Annotated in this window: 21 protein-coding genes; 18 read left to right on the top strand and 3 right to left on the bottom strand. The window is 48.4% G+C overall.

The genetic code is table 11. From position 1 onward, the window contains the following. Window positions 1–131 precede the first annotated feature (131 nt). Complete coding sequence (locus ACETK5_RS05815) at window positions 132–1,013, top strand: HAD family hydrolase (RefSeq protein WP_394054592.1); 882 nt, start codon at window positions 132–134, stop codon at window positions 1,011–1,013. An 18-nt stretch (window positions 1,014–1,031) separates the two neighbouring features. Here ACETK5_RS05815 and ACETK5_RS05820 read toward each other — a convergent pair whose 3' ends face one another. After that, window positions 1,032–1,898, bottom strand: coding sequence for a LysR family transcriptional regulator (locus ACETK5_RS05820; protein ID WP_394054594.1), 867 nt, complete (start codon window positions 1,896–1,898; stop codon window positions 1,032–1,034). 148 nt (window positions 1,899–2,046) lie between these two features. Between ACETK5_RS05820 and ACETK5_RS05825 the strand changes: the two genes are divergently transcribed. The 11 genes from ACETK5_RS05825 (at window position 2,047) to ACETK5_RS05875 (ending at window position 9,894) form a co-directional block, all read left to right on the top strand. Beyond that, window positions 2,047–2,394 carry a DMT family transporter gene (locus ACETK5_RS05825; protein ID WP_394054596.1) on the top strand — a complete coding sequence of 116 codons (348 nt, stop codon included), beginning with the start codon at window positions 2,047–2,049 and terminating at the stop codon, window positions 2,392–2,394. Next, window positions 2,394–2,708 carry a DMT family transporter gene (locus tag ACETK5_RS05830; RefSeq protein ID WP_100538282.1) on the top strand — a complete coding sequence of 105 codons (315 nt, stop codon included), beginning with the start codon at window positions 2,394–2,396 and terminating at the stop codon, window positions 2,706–2,708. Before ACETK5_RS05825 ends, ACETK5_RS05830 begins: the two co-directional genes overlap by 1 nt. A gap of 142 nt (window positions 2,709–2,850) precedes the next feature. Continuing rightward, window positions 2,851–4,545, top strand: coding sequence for a M3 family oligoendopeptidase (locus ACETK5_RS05835; protein ID WP_394054598.1), 1,695 nt, complete (start codon window positions 2,851–2,853; stop codon window positions 4,543–4,545). 135 nt (window positions 4,546–4,680) lie between these two features. Then, entirely contained in the window at window positions 4,681–5,562 is an 882-nt protein-coding gene (locus ACETK5_RS05840; protein ID WP_394054600.1) for a GNAT family N-acetyltransferase, read from the top strand. 40 nt (window positions 5,563–5,602) lie between these two features. Beyond that, window positions 5,603–6,163: an NUDIX hydrolase gene (locus ACETK5_RS05845; RefSeq protein ID WP_394054602.1), complete on the top strand. Its 561-nt coding sequence runs from the start codon at window positions 5,603–5,605 to the stop codon at window positions 6,161–6,163. A gap of 34 nt (window positions 6,164–6,197) precedes the next feature. Then, entirely contained in the window at window positions 6,198–6,830 is a 633-nt protein-coding gene (locus tag ACETK5_RS05850; RefSeq protein WP_394054604.1) for a histidine phosphatase family protein, read from the top strand. Window positions 6,831–6,885: 55 nt separating this feature from the next. After that, complete coding sequence (locus tag ACETK5_RS05855; RefSeq protein WP_243390783.1) at window positions 6,886–7,107, top strand: hypothetical protein; 222 nt, start codon at window positions 6,886–6,888, stop codon at window positions 7,105–7,107. Between the two features lie 15 nt (window positions 7,108–7,122). Further along, window positions 7,123–7,821 (top strand): cyanophycinase, encoded by a 699-nt coding sequence (locus tag ACETK5_RS05860; protein WP_394054606.1) that lies wholly within the window; start codon window positions 7,123–7,125, stop codon window positions 7,819–7,821. A 441-nt stretch (window positions 7,822–8,262) separates the two neighbouring features. Then, window positions 8,263–8,616 carry a DUF952 domain-containing protein gene (locus ACETK5_RS05865; protein WP_100538277.1) on the top strand — a complete coding sequence of 118 codons (354 nt, stop codon included), beginning with the start codon at window positions 8,263–8,265 and terminating at the stop codon, window positions 8,614–8,616. A gap of 42 nt (window positions 8,617–8,658) precedes the next feature. Next, entirely contained in the window at window positions 8,659–8,946 is a 288-nt protein-coding gene (locus ACETK5_RS05870; protein WP_326118875.1) for an antibiotic biosynthesis monooxygenase family protein, read from the top strand. A gap of 30 nt (window positions 8,947–8,976) precedes the next feature. Next, window positions 8,977–9,894, top strand: coding sequence for a phosphotransferase family protein (locus tag ACETK5_RS05875; protein ID WP_394054609.1), 918 nt, complete (start codon window positions 8,977–8,979; stop codon window positions 9,892–9,894). A 26-nt stretch (window positions 9,895–9,920) separates the two neighbouring features. Here ACETK5_RS05875 and ACETK5_RS05880 read toward each other — a convergent pair whose 3' ends face one another. Together ACETK5_RS05880 and clpP are read right to left on the bottom strand one after the other, a co-directional pair. Further along, complete coding sequence (locus ACETK5_RS05880) at window positions 9,921–10,133, bottom strand: hypothetical protein (RefSeq protein ID WP_100538274.1); 213 nt, start codon at window positions 10,131–10,133, stop codon at window positions 9,921–9,923. Window positions 10,134–10,203: 70 nt separating this feature from the next. Next, on the bottom strand, window positions 10,204–10,800 hold the full coding sequence (gene clpP / locus ACETK5_RS05885; protein WP_015736473.1) for an ATP-dependent Clp endopeptidase proteolytic subunit ClpP: 597 nt from the start codon (window positions 10,798–10,800) through the stop codon (window positions 10,204–10,206). 163 nt (window positions 10,801–10,963) lie between these two features. On the opposite strand from clpP, the gene ACETK5_RS05890 reads away from it, so the two are divergent. From ACETK5_RS05890 to ACETK5_RS05915, 6 genes are all read left to right on the top strand, one after another. Then, window positions 10,964–11,698, top strand: coding sequence for a sigma-70 family RNA polymerase sigma factor (locus tag ACETK5_RS05890; protein ID WP_394054612.1), 735 nt, complete (start codon window positions 10,964–10,966; stop codon window positions 11,696–11,698). 188 nt (window positions 11,699–11,886) lie between these two features. Further along, the gene (locus ACETK5_RS05895; RefSeq protein ID WP_326118870.1) at window positions 11,887–12,399 is read left to right on the top strand and encodes an 8-oxo-dGTP diphosphatase; all 513 of its coding nucleotides are present in this window, start codon (window positions 11,887–11,889) and stop codon (window positions 12,397–12,399) included. A 17-nt stretch (window positions 12,400–12,416) separates the two neighbouring features. Beyond that, window positions 12,417–13,130, top strand: coding sequence for an HAD family hydrolase (locus tag ACETK5_RS05900; RefSeq protein WP_326118869.1), 714 nt, complete (start codon window positions 12,417–12,419; stop codon window positions 13,128–13,130). Further along, window positions 13,111–13,536 (top strand): metallothiol transferase FosB, encoded by a 426-nt coding sequence (gene fosB / locus ACETK5_RS05905; RefSeq protein WP_326118867.1) that lies wholly within the window; start codon window positions 13,111–13,113, stop codon window positions 13,534–13,536. Before ACETK5_RS05900 ends, fosB begins: the two co-directional genes overlap by 20 nt. 45 nt (window positions 13,537–13,581) lie before the next feature. Beyond that, window positions 13,582–14,166 (top strand): CDP-diacylglycerol--glycerol-3-phosphate 3-phosphatidyltransferase, encoded by a 585-nt coding sequence (pgsA, locus tag ACETK5_RS05910; protein WP_326118865.1) that lies wholly within the window; start codon window positions 13,582–13,584, stop codon window positions 14,164–14,166. A 208-nt stretch (window positions 14,167–14,374) separates the two neighbouring features. Continuing rightward, window positions 14,375–16,510, top strand: a complete 2,136-nt coding sequence (locus ACETK5_RS05915) for an Ig-like domain-containing protein (RefSeq protein ID WP_100538270.1) — start codon at window positions 14,375–14,377, stop codon at window positions 16,508–16,510. Window positions 16,511–16,563 lie beyond the last annotated feature (53 nt).

The following is a 16,563-nucleotide window of genomic DNA, read 5'->3' on the forward strand; positions in this document are numbered from 1 at the left end:
ACCATCTCTATCATAGAAGTTGTATAATCATGGAAGACGTCTCATTCATAATAATGACCCAGTCTTAGATAGAGCTGCTCTATGGCTGGGTTTTGTCACATACTGGACGGCGAAGGAGGCATTGCTTCTTGATGAAGAAAAGAGCATATATTACGGATCTGGATGGAACGCTTCTGCGATCAGATCAGACACTTTCACCCTATACTAGGGATGTTATCTCGAATGCGCTGGAGCAGGACGTGGTTGTTACGTTTGCCACTGCCCGCGGCAATATTAGCGCTCAAAGCGTTGTATCGGTTATCCCGTGGAAATACCCCGTGATTCTATATAACGGCGCTTTAATATATGACGGAGTGAATCAAACCGTTGTAAATGGATACTGGCTGGAGCGCGACATTTCGAATGAGATTATCGACGTCGGAAGAAAGCACGGCATTACCCCCTTTTATTTCTCGCTCGATAAGGATCAGCGGGAGCGAGTTCTGCATGAGACGCTGCGCAGAGAGGGAGAGATGACCTTCTATGCCTCCCGCCCCCATGATCCGCGGTTCCTGGAAGTGAAGAACCTGAACTGTCCGCCGGATTTCCGGACTTTAGCTCTTACATACATTGGACTACATGAGGAATTGGAGCCGATTCGGCAAGAGGTCACGGCATTATACGGCGACGTGATTCATGCGCATATGATGCCGGATTATTACATTCGCAACCACTATTTCCTCGAATTCAGCCATGTCAAAGCAAACAAAAGAGACGGTCTCCGATTATGGTCCGCCCACATGGGGATTGATCTGGAGAACACGGTGGTATTCGGCGACCACATCAATGATGTAGGCCTGTTCGAGGCCGGAGGCATGCGGATCGCAGTCCGGAACGCGCACGAGAGGATACTGCAGCTGGCTGACCATATTATCGACTCGAATGAGCTTGATGGCGTCGCCCATTATATCGAGCGGCAGATGGAACTATCGCGGAAGAATACCACCATATCCACTCTAGGAGGACAATTATGACGTTGAAAGTGTAATTATTCATAAACCTTCCGTCTTATCGAAATTAACCTTAACCAGCTCGGCAAAAGCGGAAAATGCCTTGTTCTTGAACCGGTCGTTACGCCGGATCAGGCTTGTCGAGGTGTGCCGGAAGGCTTCCGGGATCGAGAAGCTGCCCATATTCGCAAATTCTCCACTCAAGACGGAGGTGGGGAGCAGCGTAGCGGCAAGACCTGATTGTACGATGCCTAATTGGGTCTCTAATGATGAGACTTCGATCATATTGGTCAGCGGAATCCCTTGGCTTAACAGCCATCTTTCGAGGATGCTTCGAAACGGGCATCCCGCCGGAGCAACGGCCCATTTGGTCACCGCCAGATCGGGAAAGGGCTGCTCCTTCGATTTGGTCAGCAGTTTGACCTCATCCTCTTCTATATAATCAGCAACCAGCTTCGGCGGAATGTTTCCCGTCACAAATGCCCCGTCCAGCTGATAGTTTAATACTTGGGTAATCAGCTCCGAAGAGCTGCCGGTCAAGAGCGATAGCTTGACGTCCGGGTACATGGTTTGATAGTCCGACAAGGATTTAATGAAATGTCCGCAATGCACCGTATCCACGACGCCAATGGTTAAAGAACCGCTTGGATAAGGCGTTTCCTGTACAGCACGCACCGCTTCTTCAGACAGATTGTGAATAGTACACGCATAGTCCCGGAACGTGCGCCCTTTTTCCGTCAAAGTCACTCCATTGGCGTGTCTGTTGAATAAGGGAACTCCCAGTTCATTCTCGAGCTTTTTGACCCGGGCCGTAACATTGGACTGCACATACCCAAGTTGCTCCGCAGCGCGGGTGATATTCCCTTCATCGGCAATCCTCAGAAAAACCTTCAGATCGGTAAGCTCCATCTAAACCATCCTCTCTCTCCTCCAGACATCACTAAAAATGATGACATCATTATTTATTATCATTATACGGTATGCCATTTTTAGATTACAATCACAACTACATCACAAACATTTTATATACAAATAAAGAGTGGAAGGATGTTGGAGGATGAAAAAGGCATGGTGGCTCTTATTATTGGCGGGGGCACTGGAGGTTGTATGGGTATCCGGTTTGAAGCATTCCGATACCTGGTGGCAGTGGATCATTACCATCGCTTCGATTATATTCAGCTTTAAAGTTTTTCTGGACTCTGCGGCTAAACTTCCTATCGGTACGGTCTATGTGATCTTCACAGGGCTCGGCACAGCCGGCACGGTGCTGGTGGAGATTCTCGTGTTTGGCGAGGAAGCGAATCCCATCAAGCTGCTGCTGATTGGCATGTTGGCTGCAGGGGTGTTGGGACTCAAACTGGTCACGAAAGACACGGATAATCAGGCGAAGGAGAGTGGTGCGTAATGGAATGGATCGCTCTGATCGCCGCAGGGTTATGTGAAGTGTTGGGTGTGATTGCGTTAAGAAGGGTGAGCCTGACTCGCAGCTTGGGCTCCTACATCTTTTTGGCCTGTTCGCTCGGTTCGAGTTTTCTGCTGCTGACGTACGCGATGGCCTTTATTTCCATGGGAACCGCTTATGCGATTTGGACGGGAATGGGGACGGCCGGCAGTACCTTGCTGGGGATGTTTGCTTTTGGAGAACCGAAGGAAGCACGTCGGATATTTTTCATTGCTTTAATCCTGGCTTCAGCGATTGGCCTTAAGATTATAACGTAACCCATAGGGGCGTGTAGAATTTCATAGACCTGTGAAGGATATTCTGATTCGCATATAGAATTTAGATATAGTTTGGTGTTTTGAATCCATGCGATCAGACGCCAGGATGCATTTTTTATATGGGAAAGGATAGGTGTATCTTATGAAATTCAGCGAATATCGCTATGAACGCCCCGACGTTAAAGCTTTTGAGCAAAAGTTTAAAGAACAGCTTAGCGCCTTCACCTCCGCCAGCACGTATGAGGAGCAGGATGAGGCGATGACCCGCATTAACAAACTCCGTAGTGAGATGGACACCCTGAGTCAACTGGTGTACATCCGTCACTCGATTGATACAAACGACGAGTTCTATAAGGCAGAGCAGGATTTCTTCGACGAGAACGGACCGGTCATCCAGGAATACATAACGGATTATTATCGTGCCCTCGTGGATTCTAAATTCAGAGCCGAGCTTGAGAACAAATGGGGGCGGCAGCTGTTCCAGCTGGCAGAGCTCTCCCTCAAAACATTCAGTCCTGAGATCATTGAGGACTTGCAGCAGGAGAATAAACTGACGACGGAATATTCGAAGCTGATCGCTTCTGCCAAAATTCAGTTCGAAGGTGAAGAGCGTACCTTGTCGCAATTGATTCCTTTCCAGCAATCGACGGACCGCAATATGCGTAAACGTGCAATGGAGGCGTCCAGCGGCTTCATGGCTGAGAACGAAGCAAACTTCGACCGTATCTATGATGATCTGGTTAAAGTAAGAACCAAGATTGCCAAGAAGCTTGGATTTAACAATTACGTAGAGCTTGGTTATGCTCGCATGGCCCGCACGGATTATAACGCGGAGATGGTCGCTAATTTCCGTAACCAGGTGCTGGAGCATATCGTACCTGTTGCATCCAAGCTGAGAGAACGTCAGCAGAAACGAATCGATGTGGACCAATTGCTGTACTACGATGAGAACTTCTCATTCAAATCGGGGAATGCCACACCTAAGGGTGACCCGGATTGGATCGTCAACCATGGTGCGAAGATGTATGAAGAATTGTCTCCGGAAACTCACGAGTTCTTTACCTTCATGCAGGAGAACGGCCTCATGGATCTTGTTGCCAAAAAAGGCAAGCAGAGCGGCGGATACTGCACCTATATTAGCGAGTACGGCGCACCGTTTATTTTCTCCAACTTTAACGGGACTTCCGGCGATATTGATGTGCTGACGCACGAAGCCGGTCATGCGTTCCAAGTGTACGAGAGCAGAGGGTTCGAGGTACCGGAGTATGGATTTCCTACCTATGAGGCGTGCGAAATTCATTCCATGAGCATGGAGTTCTTCACATGGCCGTGGATGGACCGCTTCTTCGAAGACGAGGCGGATAAATACCGCTTCGACCATCTCGCGAGCGGACTCATCTTCATTCCTTACGGGGTCACGGTTGATGAATTCCAGCATTTTGTTTATGAGAATCCGGATGCAACGCCGGCCGAACGCAAACAGGCATGGCGCGAGATCGAACGAAAATATCTGCCGCACCGGAACTATGAAGATAATGCGTATCTGGAACAAGGCGGTTTCTGGCATAAACAAGGTCATATCTTTAATTCGCCGTTCTATTATATCGACTATACCTTGGCTCAAATCTGTGCATTCCAATTCTGGAAAAGGATGCATGAGGATCAATCCGCTGCATGGGCAGATTATCTGCACCTCTGCCGTCAAGGCGGAAGCAAGTCGTTCACCGAATTGGTGAAGGTGGCAGGTCTGATCTCCCCATTCGAGGATGGCTGTGTCACTTCCGTCATTGGCAGCATCGAGGCTTGGCTGGATAGCGTAGATGATGCAGCTCTTTAAACGTAAATAAGCATGGCTAAGACATGCAGGAGAACACGATGAGTACGTTACTCAGGTGTGCTTCCTGCATGTTTTTAATAGAGAGCATCTCTAAGTATGCCTTACTCACTCATGGCTAATTAGGAGGATTTGACTATGATTACATACAAACCGTTAAGCGCGCTTCCGATTCGGGAAGTATCGGAGCTGTGGAATCACTCATTTGAAGGATACATGGTGAACGCCTCGATGCCGCTGGACCGTTTCATTGCCCGTATCGGAAATGATGGTCTGTGCATGGAGAGATCACTCGCTTGTTACATGGATGGCGTACCGGCCGGCATCGTCATGAACGGCTTTCGGGAGGAAGATGGCGTTAAGATTGCACGTAACGGCGGGACGGCGATAGCCCCTGATTTCCGGGGGAAGGGAATCGGCAAGAACATGATGGAGAAAAACGAAGAGCTGTACGTAGAACAAGGCGTCCGTCGTGCCTATTTAGAGGCGATCAGCACGAATGCGCCAGCGATTCGTCTCTACGAAAGCGTTGGATATCATATCATCGACCGGCTGCTCATCATGACGAATGAACAGCCTCCGGAGCAGCAAGGTGCGAAGAATACTCGTTCACCGTATACGCTGGTCAGAGGCCTAGCTGCGGAGGCTGCCTCCGTAGCCTTCTATCGATCCGGTGAAGTCTGGCAGACAGACGCTTCCAGTATCAAGGATGGCGAATGCGTTATTGTGTATGAAGGAGAAGAACCGGTGGGCTTTGGTTTGTTTAAGCGGGTGTTTGATGCCACAGGTAGTTTGGCAGCAATTACGCTGTTTCGCTGTGAAGCCGCTCCAGGACATCCGGATGCAGAAGCCGTGATGAAGACCGCGGTACTGGAGATGATACAACCCGGTTATGCCTGCAAGCGGTCCGCATTCAACATCCGAGCTTCGCATAAGGAACTGGTGAACGTGCTGAAGGAGCTTGGATTTACGAGCTCGATGGAGCAGGTGCTTATGGTTCATGAATACAGTGCTACATAGGTAGCATAAATATTTGTAAAATTCGAAAGGAATTGCGTGTATGAGAAAAAACAGGGATTTGAGCCTGTACCCGGCCCTCTCGAATGATATCCATTGGGGCGTAGTGAGAGCCAGGTTTGCCTTTGGCGAAGAAATCAATGAATCGAAGGTCAGCAATGTTACCATCCTTCCATTTGACGGGGATCGCTGCATTATTTTTCAGGTAGCGGACGGAAGTTGGGAGCTTCCTGGAGGAACCCTGGAACCCGGGGAGTCCTATATGGATGGACTTAGACGGGAAGTGAGGGAGGAGTTGGGTGCAGAACTTGAGTCGTATCGAATCTTTGGCCAGTTTCGTTGTGAATCCAACAGCAAGACCCCCTATCGGCCGCATATTCCCCATCCTCATTTTGCCCGATTGGTAGGTTATGGGGATGTGTGCATCGTCGGAGAGCCGCTAAATCCCGAAGATGGCGAGCAGGTCATCGCGGTAGAATCTGTTGATTTGGAGGAAGCCGTTAAGCGATTTGAAGAGACCGGCAGGCAAGATATTGCGGACCTGTACAAGCTGGCTTATGCCATACGGCAAGAAGACCTTTCGATTAAGTTAAACGATGAATGATGAGTTGCACCTTAGGTTAGGGAGGGAACGATTGATGAAAGAAACAACCACGATCTATCTCGTGAGACACGGACAGACCGAGTGGAATGTGTTGCACCGTTTTCAAGGACATATGGATTCGCCGCTGACGAAGCTGGGCGTTCAGCAAGCGGAATGGCTCGGCGAAGCCTTGCAGCATGACCCTATCGACCTCATCTACTCAAGTACCAGTAACAGAGCATTCCATACAGCCGAGATTATTAGAGGGGACCGAGATGTGTCGGTTACGGCTTGCGATGAATTCAAAGAAATTAATTTGGGCGTATGGGAGGGACAGATACAGGAACGGATCGGCGAATTATTTCCTCAGCAGCTGGATCATTTCTGGAATCATCCAGAGCTGTTCGGCGTCCCGGGCAGCGAGACTTTTCATGAGGTCAGAGAACGTGCGGTTAACAAGCTTGTCGATATTGTTGCTTCGAATCCAGGCGCCAGTATTTTGCTGGTCACGCATACCGTAGTGGTCAAGCTGTTAATGGCTCATTTTGAAGGGAGAAGCATGGACCGGCTGTGGGATCTGCCATACATCCACCCGACATGCCTGAGCAAGATCGAACTGACCGATGAGGCGCCTTCCATCATTCTGCATGGGGATGTCAGCCATTACAGGGAGGAGCAGGGTGCGTAATGATCGTTCGCTGGTTTGCTGTAGGAGGCCGGCAAACCCAAACAACTTCTAGGATGTGAACAATGCTGTGAGATTCCCTTATAAAATAGGATATGCCGTGACGTTGGTATGGCTGGTTTGGGTTGTATACGGGTATGTGAATTACGATGATATGGCAGACCGCGGCCAACTTTCCATCGTCCTGCTGAGTGCCGTGATTGGCATGATCCTGCTTCCGATTTATTTTATATCCGTGCTGCTGTTCTATGTTTACAAACGTGGTCCGAAAAAGAAGTAGTAGGGGGGCGTTATCTTGAGGGATCGATATCTATATTTGCTCGGAGGACATTCCTTTCAAGCAGAGGCCAATAGACAATTTATAAAGCAAGCCGGCGGTTCCAACGCTAGAATCGCATTATGCATCATGAACAAACCGGGCTGGGAGGAGTATGTTCCCCTTTTTCAGCGGATGTGGAAAGACTCGGGTGCCCAGGATATGCAGGTGATCGTCCCAGACGATCATGGAAAGCTGGACATGGAACATGTCGAACAGGTGTTGTCACAGGCTACGGGAATATTTATTGGCGGTGGCAACACGGAGAAATACCATCACTATTACGCAACCGGTCCCTTTAAAGAGCTGTTAATCGATCGTTACGAGAAGGGTGTTCCAATTGCGGGGAATTCGGCAGGCGCCTTGATTCTTCCGGAGATCTGCCTCATATCGCCGCTGGATAATGAACAAGGCGTAATGTTGTTTAAGCAAGGGGTAGGGTTATTTTCAAATATATTGATCAGCGTACATTATACGGAGTGGAGCGACCAGTCCAATCTGCTGGAAGGTATGAGAACTAAGAAGGTGAAGCGCGGGATCGGCATCGATGAGCAGGCCTGCGCCGTTTTTATCAATGGACAGCTGGCGTATGCTTTGGGGGAATCCGTCCATGAAGTAATCTTCGAGGATGTTGACCTGGATCAGTATACGATCGTAAAGGGGCTGTCCCATAAGTAGGTAGTTTACTCACTAAGCGGTAGATTCGTCAGATTAACAAAATGTGTCAAATGAAGAAATGGCGATGCTCAGGATGTTATCCTTGCACCGCCTTTTCTTGCTCTTGCCGCTTGCTTGTGTAGATTATGGGCAGCGAAAGCCATCCGACCTCTAGACTCATTTTCGTCAGTCCTCAATCAGAAACCAAGAAATGGTTCTTTTCGTATGTCTAACGTATGTTTTCGCACAACGTAGCGGAAAGGACGAAACGATTCCGGACAAGAACAGCGATGGGAGGAACGATTCGTACACGGAGCGTCTCCTATTAGGAAAAAAGGGGCGCTCCGCCAGATCTCGCTAATGAGAAGGATGCCTTCATGAAAACTATAAGAAAAGAATGGTTTTTTTATCTCAAGTGTGTCAAGATAGTACGAAAAATAAGCGACTGGGGGAACGGACAGCATGATCTATCATATGATTTCTAAGGAAGTCTGGATGGCAGCACGAGAGCATAGATTGTACGAGCCGCCGAGCTTAGAGACGGACCGATTCATCCATTGCTCCACAGAGGAGCAAGTCGGCGGAGTAGCCAATACGTTCTACTCAGGCAGGACGGATCTATTGGTATTAGGTATTCAGGAAGATCAGGTGGATGCGGAGATTGTATACGAGGACTTATATGAGATGAACCAGTTGTACCCGCATATTTATGGAGGGCTGAACCTGAATGCCGTCCAGAAGGTGTATCGTCTTGAGCCGGATGAAGAGGGAGTATTTACTTTTCAGGCTTCTACCGAGCTTGAATATAGAGGATAGAACGCAATATAAATCGTAGCCTTATAACAAGGAGGGAATGCAATGATACTCGAAGTGGCCATGCTGCAGGTGAAACCAGGACTTACGGCAGATTTTGAACGCAATTTCCAAGTCGCCTCAGGAATCATATCCAAGATGGAGGGTTATATCCATCATGAGTTGAAGCGGTGCCTGGAGGATCCACACAAATACGTTCTATTGGTGAAATGGGAGACGCTGGAGGATCACACGATAGGATTTAGGGGATCCGCCGAATATCAGGAATGGAAAGAATTACTGCATCACTTTTACGATCCATTTCCCGTCGTTGAACATTTTGAAGATGTATAAATAAAACAACCGTTAAGGCAGGTGGTGGAGATGAACCTGGAAGATCTTATAATGGAGGATTACGGCAGTCCGCCGCTAAAGATCGAACGCATGTCATTTGGCCATACCAATCAGGTATACAACGTGACATTTTCAGACGAACAAATCATTCTCAGAACCAATCACAAGCCCGGCGTCCTGAGGCATACAGCGGACAATATTGCGATTCTCTCTTCATTAGGTTTGCCGGTACCGAACGTGATCCGAACGGATGTATCCTTGGAAAAGGTCCCCTTTGCTTATATGATACTGGAGCACTTTCCCGGACGGGACCTCCGATATGAGCTTGAGGGAATGACGCGTGAACAATTAGCTGAACTTGCCCAGCAGATCATTTCCTACCAGCGCAGCGTGTCAGAGCTTCCCAGGGGCAGCGGATTCGGATGGGTTCCGATCGGGGAGCAGGGCCCTTTTTCATCTTGGACACAGATCATAGAACGTGATTTCTGCAGTCATATAGATCATATTATCGATGAAGTTACTCCGGAAACCATTGTCCTATTGCAAAAAATGAAGCAGCGTTACACGCCTTATTTCGACCGAGTGGAGCCTGTCTGTTTCCTTGATGATCTTACGATCAAGAATGTAATTGTAGCTGAAGGCAAGCTTCAGGGCATCGTTGATTTCGACTGGGTCTGTTACGGGGATCCACTGTACATGATCGCCCTCACCCAGACGGCGGTGGTCTCCGATATTGGAGATCAGGGAATGCCCTACGTGGAGGCGTTATGCAGGCAGTGGGGAGCGAACCGAGAGCAGCGGGCGCTGATTGATTTCTACTCCGTTATTCATGCCCTGCAATTTATCGGCTTTCACCAGAGGGAGCAGAACGATGTCTGCAAACAGCGAATGGTCTCATTCATATTAGACAAAATAAATAGCGATACAGACGAAAACCGCATGAGCTAAGTTGCCCATGCGGTTCTTGTTATCCATCAGGAGGTTGGCGTGAAACCGACCTTCGGTTTGTCTCGTTCCTTGGTATTCACCGAAACGTAACGGATTGCGGTTAACGGTACATACAGCATCTCGTATTCATCCTTGTACCGGATGAATTGCTCGCCTACTTCCTCCAGCGTGCCGCTCCGCACATAGCTTCCATCCGTAAAATAAATGCTCACTTCCTGGTTCAGCAAACTTTTCAGCATACACGGTTCACTCCTTGTGAATAAAATATAGTATCGGGGCTTGCAGTGTTGGACATGATTACGATTAGCGTCACAGTTTAGTGACGATATCGTCAATGATCCCGTATTCCTTCGCTTCTTCTGCCGACATAAAATAATCCCGCTCCATATCCTTTTCGACGCGTTCGACCGATTGCCCTGTCCGCTCGGATATAATGTGCGCCAGCTTCTCGCGGGTTTTCAAGATGCGTTTAGCCGTAATGGCAATATCGGTGGCCTGCCCCTGTACACCACCCAGCGGCTGATGGATCATGATCTCGCTGTTCGGCAGCGCGAGGCGTTTGCCTTTAGCCCCCGCCAGCAGCAGGATCGCGCCGTAAGAAGCGGCGAAGCCCGTGCAGATCGTATTAACTTGAGGTTTGATAATCTGCATGGTATCGTAAATGCCAAAGCCCGCAGAAACAGAGCCGCCCGGACTGTTAATGTACATGTGGATATCCTTCTCAGGATCCTCAGCCGCCAGAAACAGCAGCTGTGCAATAATACTGTTAGCGATGGCGTCATCGATGGCTGCACCCACAAACACGATCCGATCCTTCAGCAATCTGGAATAAATATCGTAAGATCGTTCACCCCGGTTGGTTTGTTCAACAACATAAGGAACAATATTCATGGTTTCATCCTCCATATTCGTTAGGTTTTCTGGTTTCAGCAAGTAAACGAAGAGGCAGCCGCAAAAGATACGGAGAAACCACGAAATAAAATTTTCGACCATCAAAGTAACGAAAAGATACCTTCGTTCGTTTACCTATAAGATATCTTACCGAGATGAGGAAAGGAGTTAGCTTCCGATGACGATATATCGACCGAGCGTCACCCCTCCGGCTGATCTGAGCCTGGAGGAAATGAATGCTACCCTGCACAGATATTGTCTGTCCCTTACAAACTCCCCATGGGATTCCGATGATCTGGTGCAGGACACTTGGATCAAGGCACTGGAGCATATGAAGCAGCGGAGCCATGTTAATCCCGAAGCGCTGCTGCTTCGGATTGCCAAGAATACATGGATTGACCGGGTCCGCCGGGATCAGACCTATAGACGAATTCTGGATGAGAAGCTGGAACAAGTTTTGCCTAGGGAAGAAACGTCGAACGAGGACAGCAAACTGAACATCGAGTTCGCTTTTCAATGGCTGCGGGAACACTTGTCGCCCCTGCAGCGAACGGTGCTGCTGCTTCGTGAAGTGTATGAATATTCGGTTTCGGAAACCGCGGTTAAACTGAAAACGACGGAGGGAGCGGTGAAAGCGGCTCTTCATCGTGCTCACAAAGTGCTGCAATCGATGGATCCAGAAGAAGAGGAACTTATCTTGACCATGCCGGAAGAGGAGGAAATGACGCTAAATCTTCGGGCATTGGCTGAGGCTTACCAATCCGGGGATGTTGAAGCGGTCGTAAGACTTATTCAATGGAATAGCAGTGAAGCATCAGCCATCGGTTGCATGGTTCCGATGCAGGTTCAAACCCCGAGCGCAAGTTATATGACGTATGGCGGATATTCGTCCGACATGAGAATGGCCGCGTAAAGCGGAGATTTGACAAGGCTGATCATACACTTACCGGAAAGGCCGGAGCAGAAGCTGCTCGGGTCTTTTTTTACGAAGATTTACAAACCTGAATTGCAAGCAGAAGACATGAAATCTCCGTTCATCATATCGTCATCCAGCGTTTCTGGTTGTATACTATAACCACGTAGAACCGTAAGGAATGAGGGATGAGGTTGCAGACCGAAGTGAAGTTGTACACCATGTGCATGATCCAAGACGGAAGCAGAATCCTGCTGATGAATAGACCGGATGCCAAAGGATTTCCCGGTTATATTGCGCCCGGCGGCAAAGTGGATTTTCCGGAAAGCATTGTGAACGGAGCGATTCGGGAGGTTCGGGAAGAAACCGGTTTAATTGTGAAGGACATCATCTATAAGGGCCTCGAGGAATCGTGTGAACCGAATACAGGTCTTCGGTATATGGTGTTTAATTATTTGGCCACTTCTTTTGAAGGGGAGTTGCTGGAGAATCCCCCCGAAGGCGAGCTGGTATGGGTGGATCGGGAAGCGGCATTGAAACTGCCCATGCAGGATTGGTTTAAGCGCCGGTTCCCCCTGTTTTTTGAAGAAGGCACATTTGAATTAAGCGAGATATGGGATGAGAAGACGGGGATTGTTCTGGATGAAACAATCAAGCAGTATCCGGCTAAAATGCCTCAGGCGGCAGGTGTCGTTGATTAACGAAGGGAGCTGTGTTCATGGTGGTCAGAGCAGTGTTCTTCGATTTGTACGAGACGTTAATCACGGAGTTCGAAAAGGGCAAGCGGATATCCAAGAGGCCCTATGATTATATGAATAGCCTCGGGCTATCGGAAGCAGAGTTTAAACGGGAGTGGCGTATCCGGTTTGAGCGAAGAATGAATGGGCATTATCCCAGTTATCATGCTGTTATCCGGGATATTCTGGAGTCGCGAAGTTTGCCCTATCATGAGGAACACGTCGAGTTTCTCTACCAATCGAGAGTAAGCGAGAAGACAATCCCTTTCAGCGCCATTCCACAGGAAATCTATGAGATGCTCGGCCTTTTGCGTAAACGGGGATTAAAGCTGGGCTTGATCAGCAATTGCTCGGAAGAAGAGGTGATTTCTTTTGGCCAGAGCGGCTTGGCACCCTACTTCGATGACGTCATTTTCTCTTATAAGGTTGGGGCAGCCAAGCCGAATACCGAAATCTATCGATTGGCTTGTAACCGATTGTCCGTGGCACCGCAGGAATCTCTGTTTATCGGGGATGGCGGTTCAGACGAACTGAGGGGCGCCAGCAATGCCGGTCTTACGCCATATCACGCCTATTGGTTCAATACATACCTTGAGAGCGAGTATGAGAAGATCCATCAACCGCTGCATGTGCTGGACATCATCGAATCTATTAATGAAATGGAGTCGCCTAACAATGAACCTGCAAGCCATTAACCATCTTTGCTTTTCTGTTTCGGAATTGGAAAGGTCCATCGCTTTTTACAGGGATGTGTTTGAAGCCAAACTTCTGGTCAAAGGGAGAAAGCTGGCTTATTTCGATCTGAACGGACTGTGGATTGCTTTAAATGAAGAACAGGTCGACAGAAGCACCGCGAATAGAACGTATACGCATATTGCCTTTACTATGGAAGAGGATGAATATGAATCAACGCTGCTTCGTCTGCAAGCGCTCCAGGTGGAGATTCTGCCGGGCAGGGCAAGGGATGAGAAGGACAAGAAGTCGATCTACTTCCTGGACCCAGATGGACATATGTTCGAGTTTCATACGGGCGGTTTGAAAGACAGGCTGGATTATTACCGCGCGGATAAAGAGCATATGACCTTTTACGATGCCGAATAGTTAGGGGTACGAACGATTCCAATTGCAGATCGAGGGGATGAGCCGATGAATCTTGCCAACAAAATAACGATAGCCAGAATGTTGTTGATTCCATTATTTATTCTTTTTTTTGCAGAGTACCCATTATGGTTGACCGAGAATAGCGGCTTCTTCGGATTTATTCATGTTTATGGAATTGATATCGCGCTGGGCGTATTCCTTCTTGCTTCGGCTACGGACAAGCTGGACGGTTACATCGCGAGAAAATACAATCAAATCACGAATCTCGGAAAATTGCTGGACCCGCTCGCGGATAAACTGCTCATATCGGTGGCCTTAATCATGATGGTTCAGTCTGGGATGGTTGCGACATGGATAGCCGTTGCCATCATTGCGCGTGAATTTGTAATCACAGGGCTTAGGATGGTCGCATCTGAGCAGGGAATCGCTTTGTCCGCTGACAGTCTAGGCAAATGGAAAATGGTGCTTCAGGTGATAGCCATTGCAGCGGTATTGCTGGATAATTATCCGTTTCAGCTCATCACGATGATTCAAGTGGATGAATTTCTCATGCTTGCAGCAGTAGCCTTGACGATTTACTCGGGCATCCATTATCTGTTGAACAATTATAAACTCATACAATTGAACTGATAAGCAGGATGACCATTCCCCGGGTTTAGACTGATAGGGAAGCTGTCCATTTCATCACGCCGGAATTTTTCCGCGATTCGGAGCTGGGAAATTATCCTACTTTGTGCCTATTTTGGCGTCGGAAGGTAACGATTTAATCCCGGATTGTCGATATAGAGATAGACTGAAAAAAAGCCTGAGAGACAGAAGGTACAAAGGAGAGAAATAAATGAGCTTAAACAGAAAGACAACGAAGATCTTTCTTGTCGTTGTGATGATGTTGGCGATGGTTTTTCCAACCAGCGTATTCGCCGCCTCCGGGGACGTAACGTCGATTGAATTTGATACGAACGAGAGCAAAATTTACTTAACCGTTAATGAAACAACGGAACAACTTCGCGTATTGGCTAACATTGAAGGCTCTTCTACGAAGAAGGATGTAACCAATGAGTCGACGTGGACTTCGTCCAACACAAGAATCGTAAAGGTTGACGGTGGACTCATTATTCCACTGGAGAAAGGTACGGCTCGAATTACGGCAAAATACAAAGGCGCGATCAAAACGATTGAAGTCGATGTCAAATTTGCCATTGATGAGTTTAAACTGGATCAACCGGATAAAGTGGAACATAAGCTTGGAACGGAAGGTCTAACCGTTAAAGCGTTGGCTGACGGAACGAACGACGTCACCACGGAAGCGAAGTGGACCACTTCCGATGACAGCGTAGTAAAAGTAAGCAAAGGCGAATTGACCCTTGTAGGTTTGGGAAGCGCAACCGTGACTGCGGAATACAAAGGGCTTAAGGCTTCTTTTACGGTAAAAGTCGTCGCGCCTTACCAAAAGCTTGCGATCGTGCCGGGCGAAGATCAGGAGCTCTTAGTTGGCGATGCGCCTGTTGAGCTGAAAGTCTTTGCCAAGCAGTCGGAGACCGATGCAGGTATGGACGTAACGGACAAGGTAGAGCTGAAATCGTCCAATTCTTCCGTAGCTACGATTGAGGATGGCAAGCTAAAACCGGTTGCGTTGGGTAAATCTACGATCAGCGTGAGCTATCTGGGTTCAACGGCCAAAGTGGATGTGTATGTGCGCAATCCTTATGAAGCGTTGATTCTGGATCAGACGGATTTCGTCAAGAATCCGGTTCTGTTTATGAATGATTCGATTACGGTCAAAGCCAAGGTTCGCAACGCGGCTTCGCAATCCATTGACGTGACCGGGGAATGGACCTCATCCAACCCGCTGGCCGTATCCGTTAATGGTGGCGTGATTACAGCGAGAGCTTCGGGAACTTCCACCATCAAGGTGAGTTACTTGGGAATCAGCAAAGAATTCACGGTAAAAGTATATCCGACCGTGACCAAGTTTGAGGCAGCCGAAACGGAAGTGGACGTGCTCAAAGGCGAATCCAAATCATTCCCTAAAGTGACGGGAACGCTTCTGGACGACGAGAAAGAGGATTTCAGCAGCGCGGTTATCTGGACTTCCAGCGATGAGAAAGTGGTAACGACCGAAGACGGCAAAATCAAAGCCATTGATGCCGGTACAGCAACAATTACCGGTAAGATCGGTTCCAGAGAAGTAGCGACGGTGCCGGTTACTGTCAATGAAAAAGTGCTGGTGCTGCTGCCGGATGTAGAAGAGTATCAGCTGGTTATGGGCAGAAGCATTGCGCTGCCGAAAGTAAATGCTGTTTTTGAAGATGGCACGGAGAGCGATGTGACTTCTTCCGTTGAATGGTCACTGACAGGCTCAGCAGCTGTCATTAAGGACGGTACGCTTAAGGGATTAACCAAAGGCTCGACTACACTGAAAGGAACTTATCTGAATAAAGACATCAAGATTCCGGTCGTGGTTGAGCAGGAAGTTGTCAAGATCGTTGTAGAGCCCGAGAAAATCGATCTCAACATCAAGAAATCCAAATCGATTAAAGTTACAGGCTATTACAGTAACGGCAAGACGGTTTCGCTCTCCTCCAAGATGAATTGGAGCTCCTCGGACAGCGCGATTGTGACGGTATCCAAAACGTCTGTTAAAGCGGTTGCCGAGGGAACGGCTACGATTACGGGTTCTTACCAAGGCAAAGAGGTTACAGTCAAGGTAAACGTAGTTCCGAAATTGAAGAAATTGACGGCAAGCGAGAAGAAACTGAACCTGAAGCCCGGTGACGTTAAGACTGTAACGGTTACAGCTGAATTCGATACCGGCGCGAAAACAAATGTTGGAGACACAGCCGTTTGGACAACCAGCAACTCCAGCGTTGCCAAAGTAACGAACGGACGTATTGAAGCGATCGCGAAGGGAACCGCCCGCATTAAAGGGCAGTACGATTCAAAGACCGTATCCATCACCGTCTCTGTCAAATAGATCCAATAAATAGCAGCAGCCCGGCTCATTAGAAGCCGGGCTGCTGTTTATTC

Source organism: Paenibacillus ilasis (assembly GCF_043195395.1).
Lineage (GTDB): Bacteria > Bacillota > Bacilli > Paenibacillales > Paenibacillaceae > Paenibacillus_AQ > Paenibacillus_AQ lautus.

Bases quoted from the DNA above. Each gene is read 5' to 3' on its own strand.
- ACETK5_RS05850 (WP_394054604.1), top strand. From the start codon at position 6,198: ATGAAAGAAACAACCACGATCTATCTCGTGAGACACGGACAGACCGAG.
- ACETK5_RS05835 (WP_394054598.1), top strand. From the start codon at position 2,851: ATGAAATTCAGCGAATATCGCTATGAACGCCCCGACGTTAAAGCTTTT.
- ACETK5_RS05900 (WP_326118869.1), top strand. From the start codon at position 12,417: ATGGTGGTCAGAGCAGTGTTCTTCGATTTGTACGAGACGTTAATCACG.
- ACETK5_RS05845 (WP_394054602.1), top strand. From the start codon at position 5,603: ATGAGAAAAAACAGGGATTTGAGCCTGTACCCGGCCCTCTCGAATGAT.
- ACETK5_RS05915 (WP_100538270.1), top strand. From the start codon at position 14,375: ATGAGCTTAAACAGAAAGACAACGAAGATCTTTCTTGTCGTTGTGATG.
- ACETK5_RS05830 (WP_100538282.1), top strand. From the start codon at position 2,394: ATGGAATGGATCGCTCTGATCGCCGCAGGGTTATGTGAAGTGTTGGGT.
- ACETK5_RS05875 (WP_394054609.1), top strand. From the start codon at position 8,977: ATGAACCTGGAAGATCTTATAATGGAGGATTACGGCAGTCCGCCGCTA.
- ACETK5_RS05815 (WP_394054592.1), top strand. From the start codon at position 132: ATGAAGAAAAGAGCATATATTACGGATCTGGATGGAACGCTTCTGCGA.
- ACETK5_RS05840 (WP_394054600.1), top strand. From the start codon at position 4,681: ATGATTACATACAAACCGTTAAGCGCGCTTCCGATTCGGGAAGTATCG.
- ACETK5_RS05880 (WP_100538274.1), bottom strand. From the start codon at position 10,133: ATGCTGAAAAGTTTGCTGAACCAGGAAGTGAGCATTTATTTTACGGAT.
- ACETK5_RS05895 (WP_326118870.1), top strand. From the start codon at position 11,887: ATGAGGTTGCAGACCGAAGTGAAGTTGTACACCATGTGCATGATCCAA.
- fosB (WP_326118867.1), top strand. From the start codon at position 13,111: ATGAACCTGCAAGCCATTAACCATCTTTGCTTTTCTGTTTCGGAATTG.
- ACETK5_RS05870 (WP_326118875.1), top strand. From the start codon at position 8,659: ATGATACTCGAAGTGGCCATGCTGCAGGTGAAACCAGGACTTACGGCA.
- ACETK5_RS05890 (WP_394054612.1), top strand. From the start codon at position 10,964: ATGACGATATATCGACCGAGCGTCACCCCTCCGGCTGATCTGAGCCTG.
- ACETK5_RS05865 (WP_100538277.1), top strand. From the start codon at position 8,263: ATGATCTATCATATGATTTCTAAGGAAGTCTGGATGGCAGCACGAGAG.
- pgsA (WP_326118865.1), top strand. From the start codon at position 13,582: ATGAATCTTGCCAACAAAATAACGATAGCCAGAATGTTGTTGATTCCA.
- ACETK5_RS05825 (WP_394054596.1), top strand. From the start codon at position 2,047: ATGAAAAAGGCATGGTGGCTCTTATTATTGGCGGGGGCACTGGAGGTT.
- ACETK5_RS05820 (WP_394054594.1), bottom strand. From the start codon at position 1,898: ATGGAGCTTACCGATCTGAAGGTTTTTCTGAGGATTGCCGATGAAGGG.
- clpP (WP_015736473.1), bottom strand. From the start codon at position 10,800: ATGGAGGATGAAACCATGAATATTGTTCCTTATGTTGTTGAACAAACC.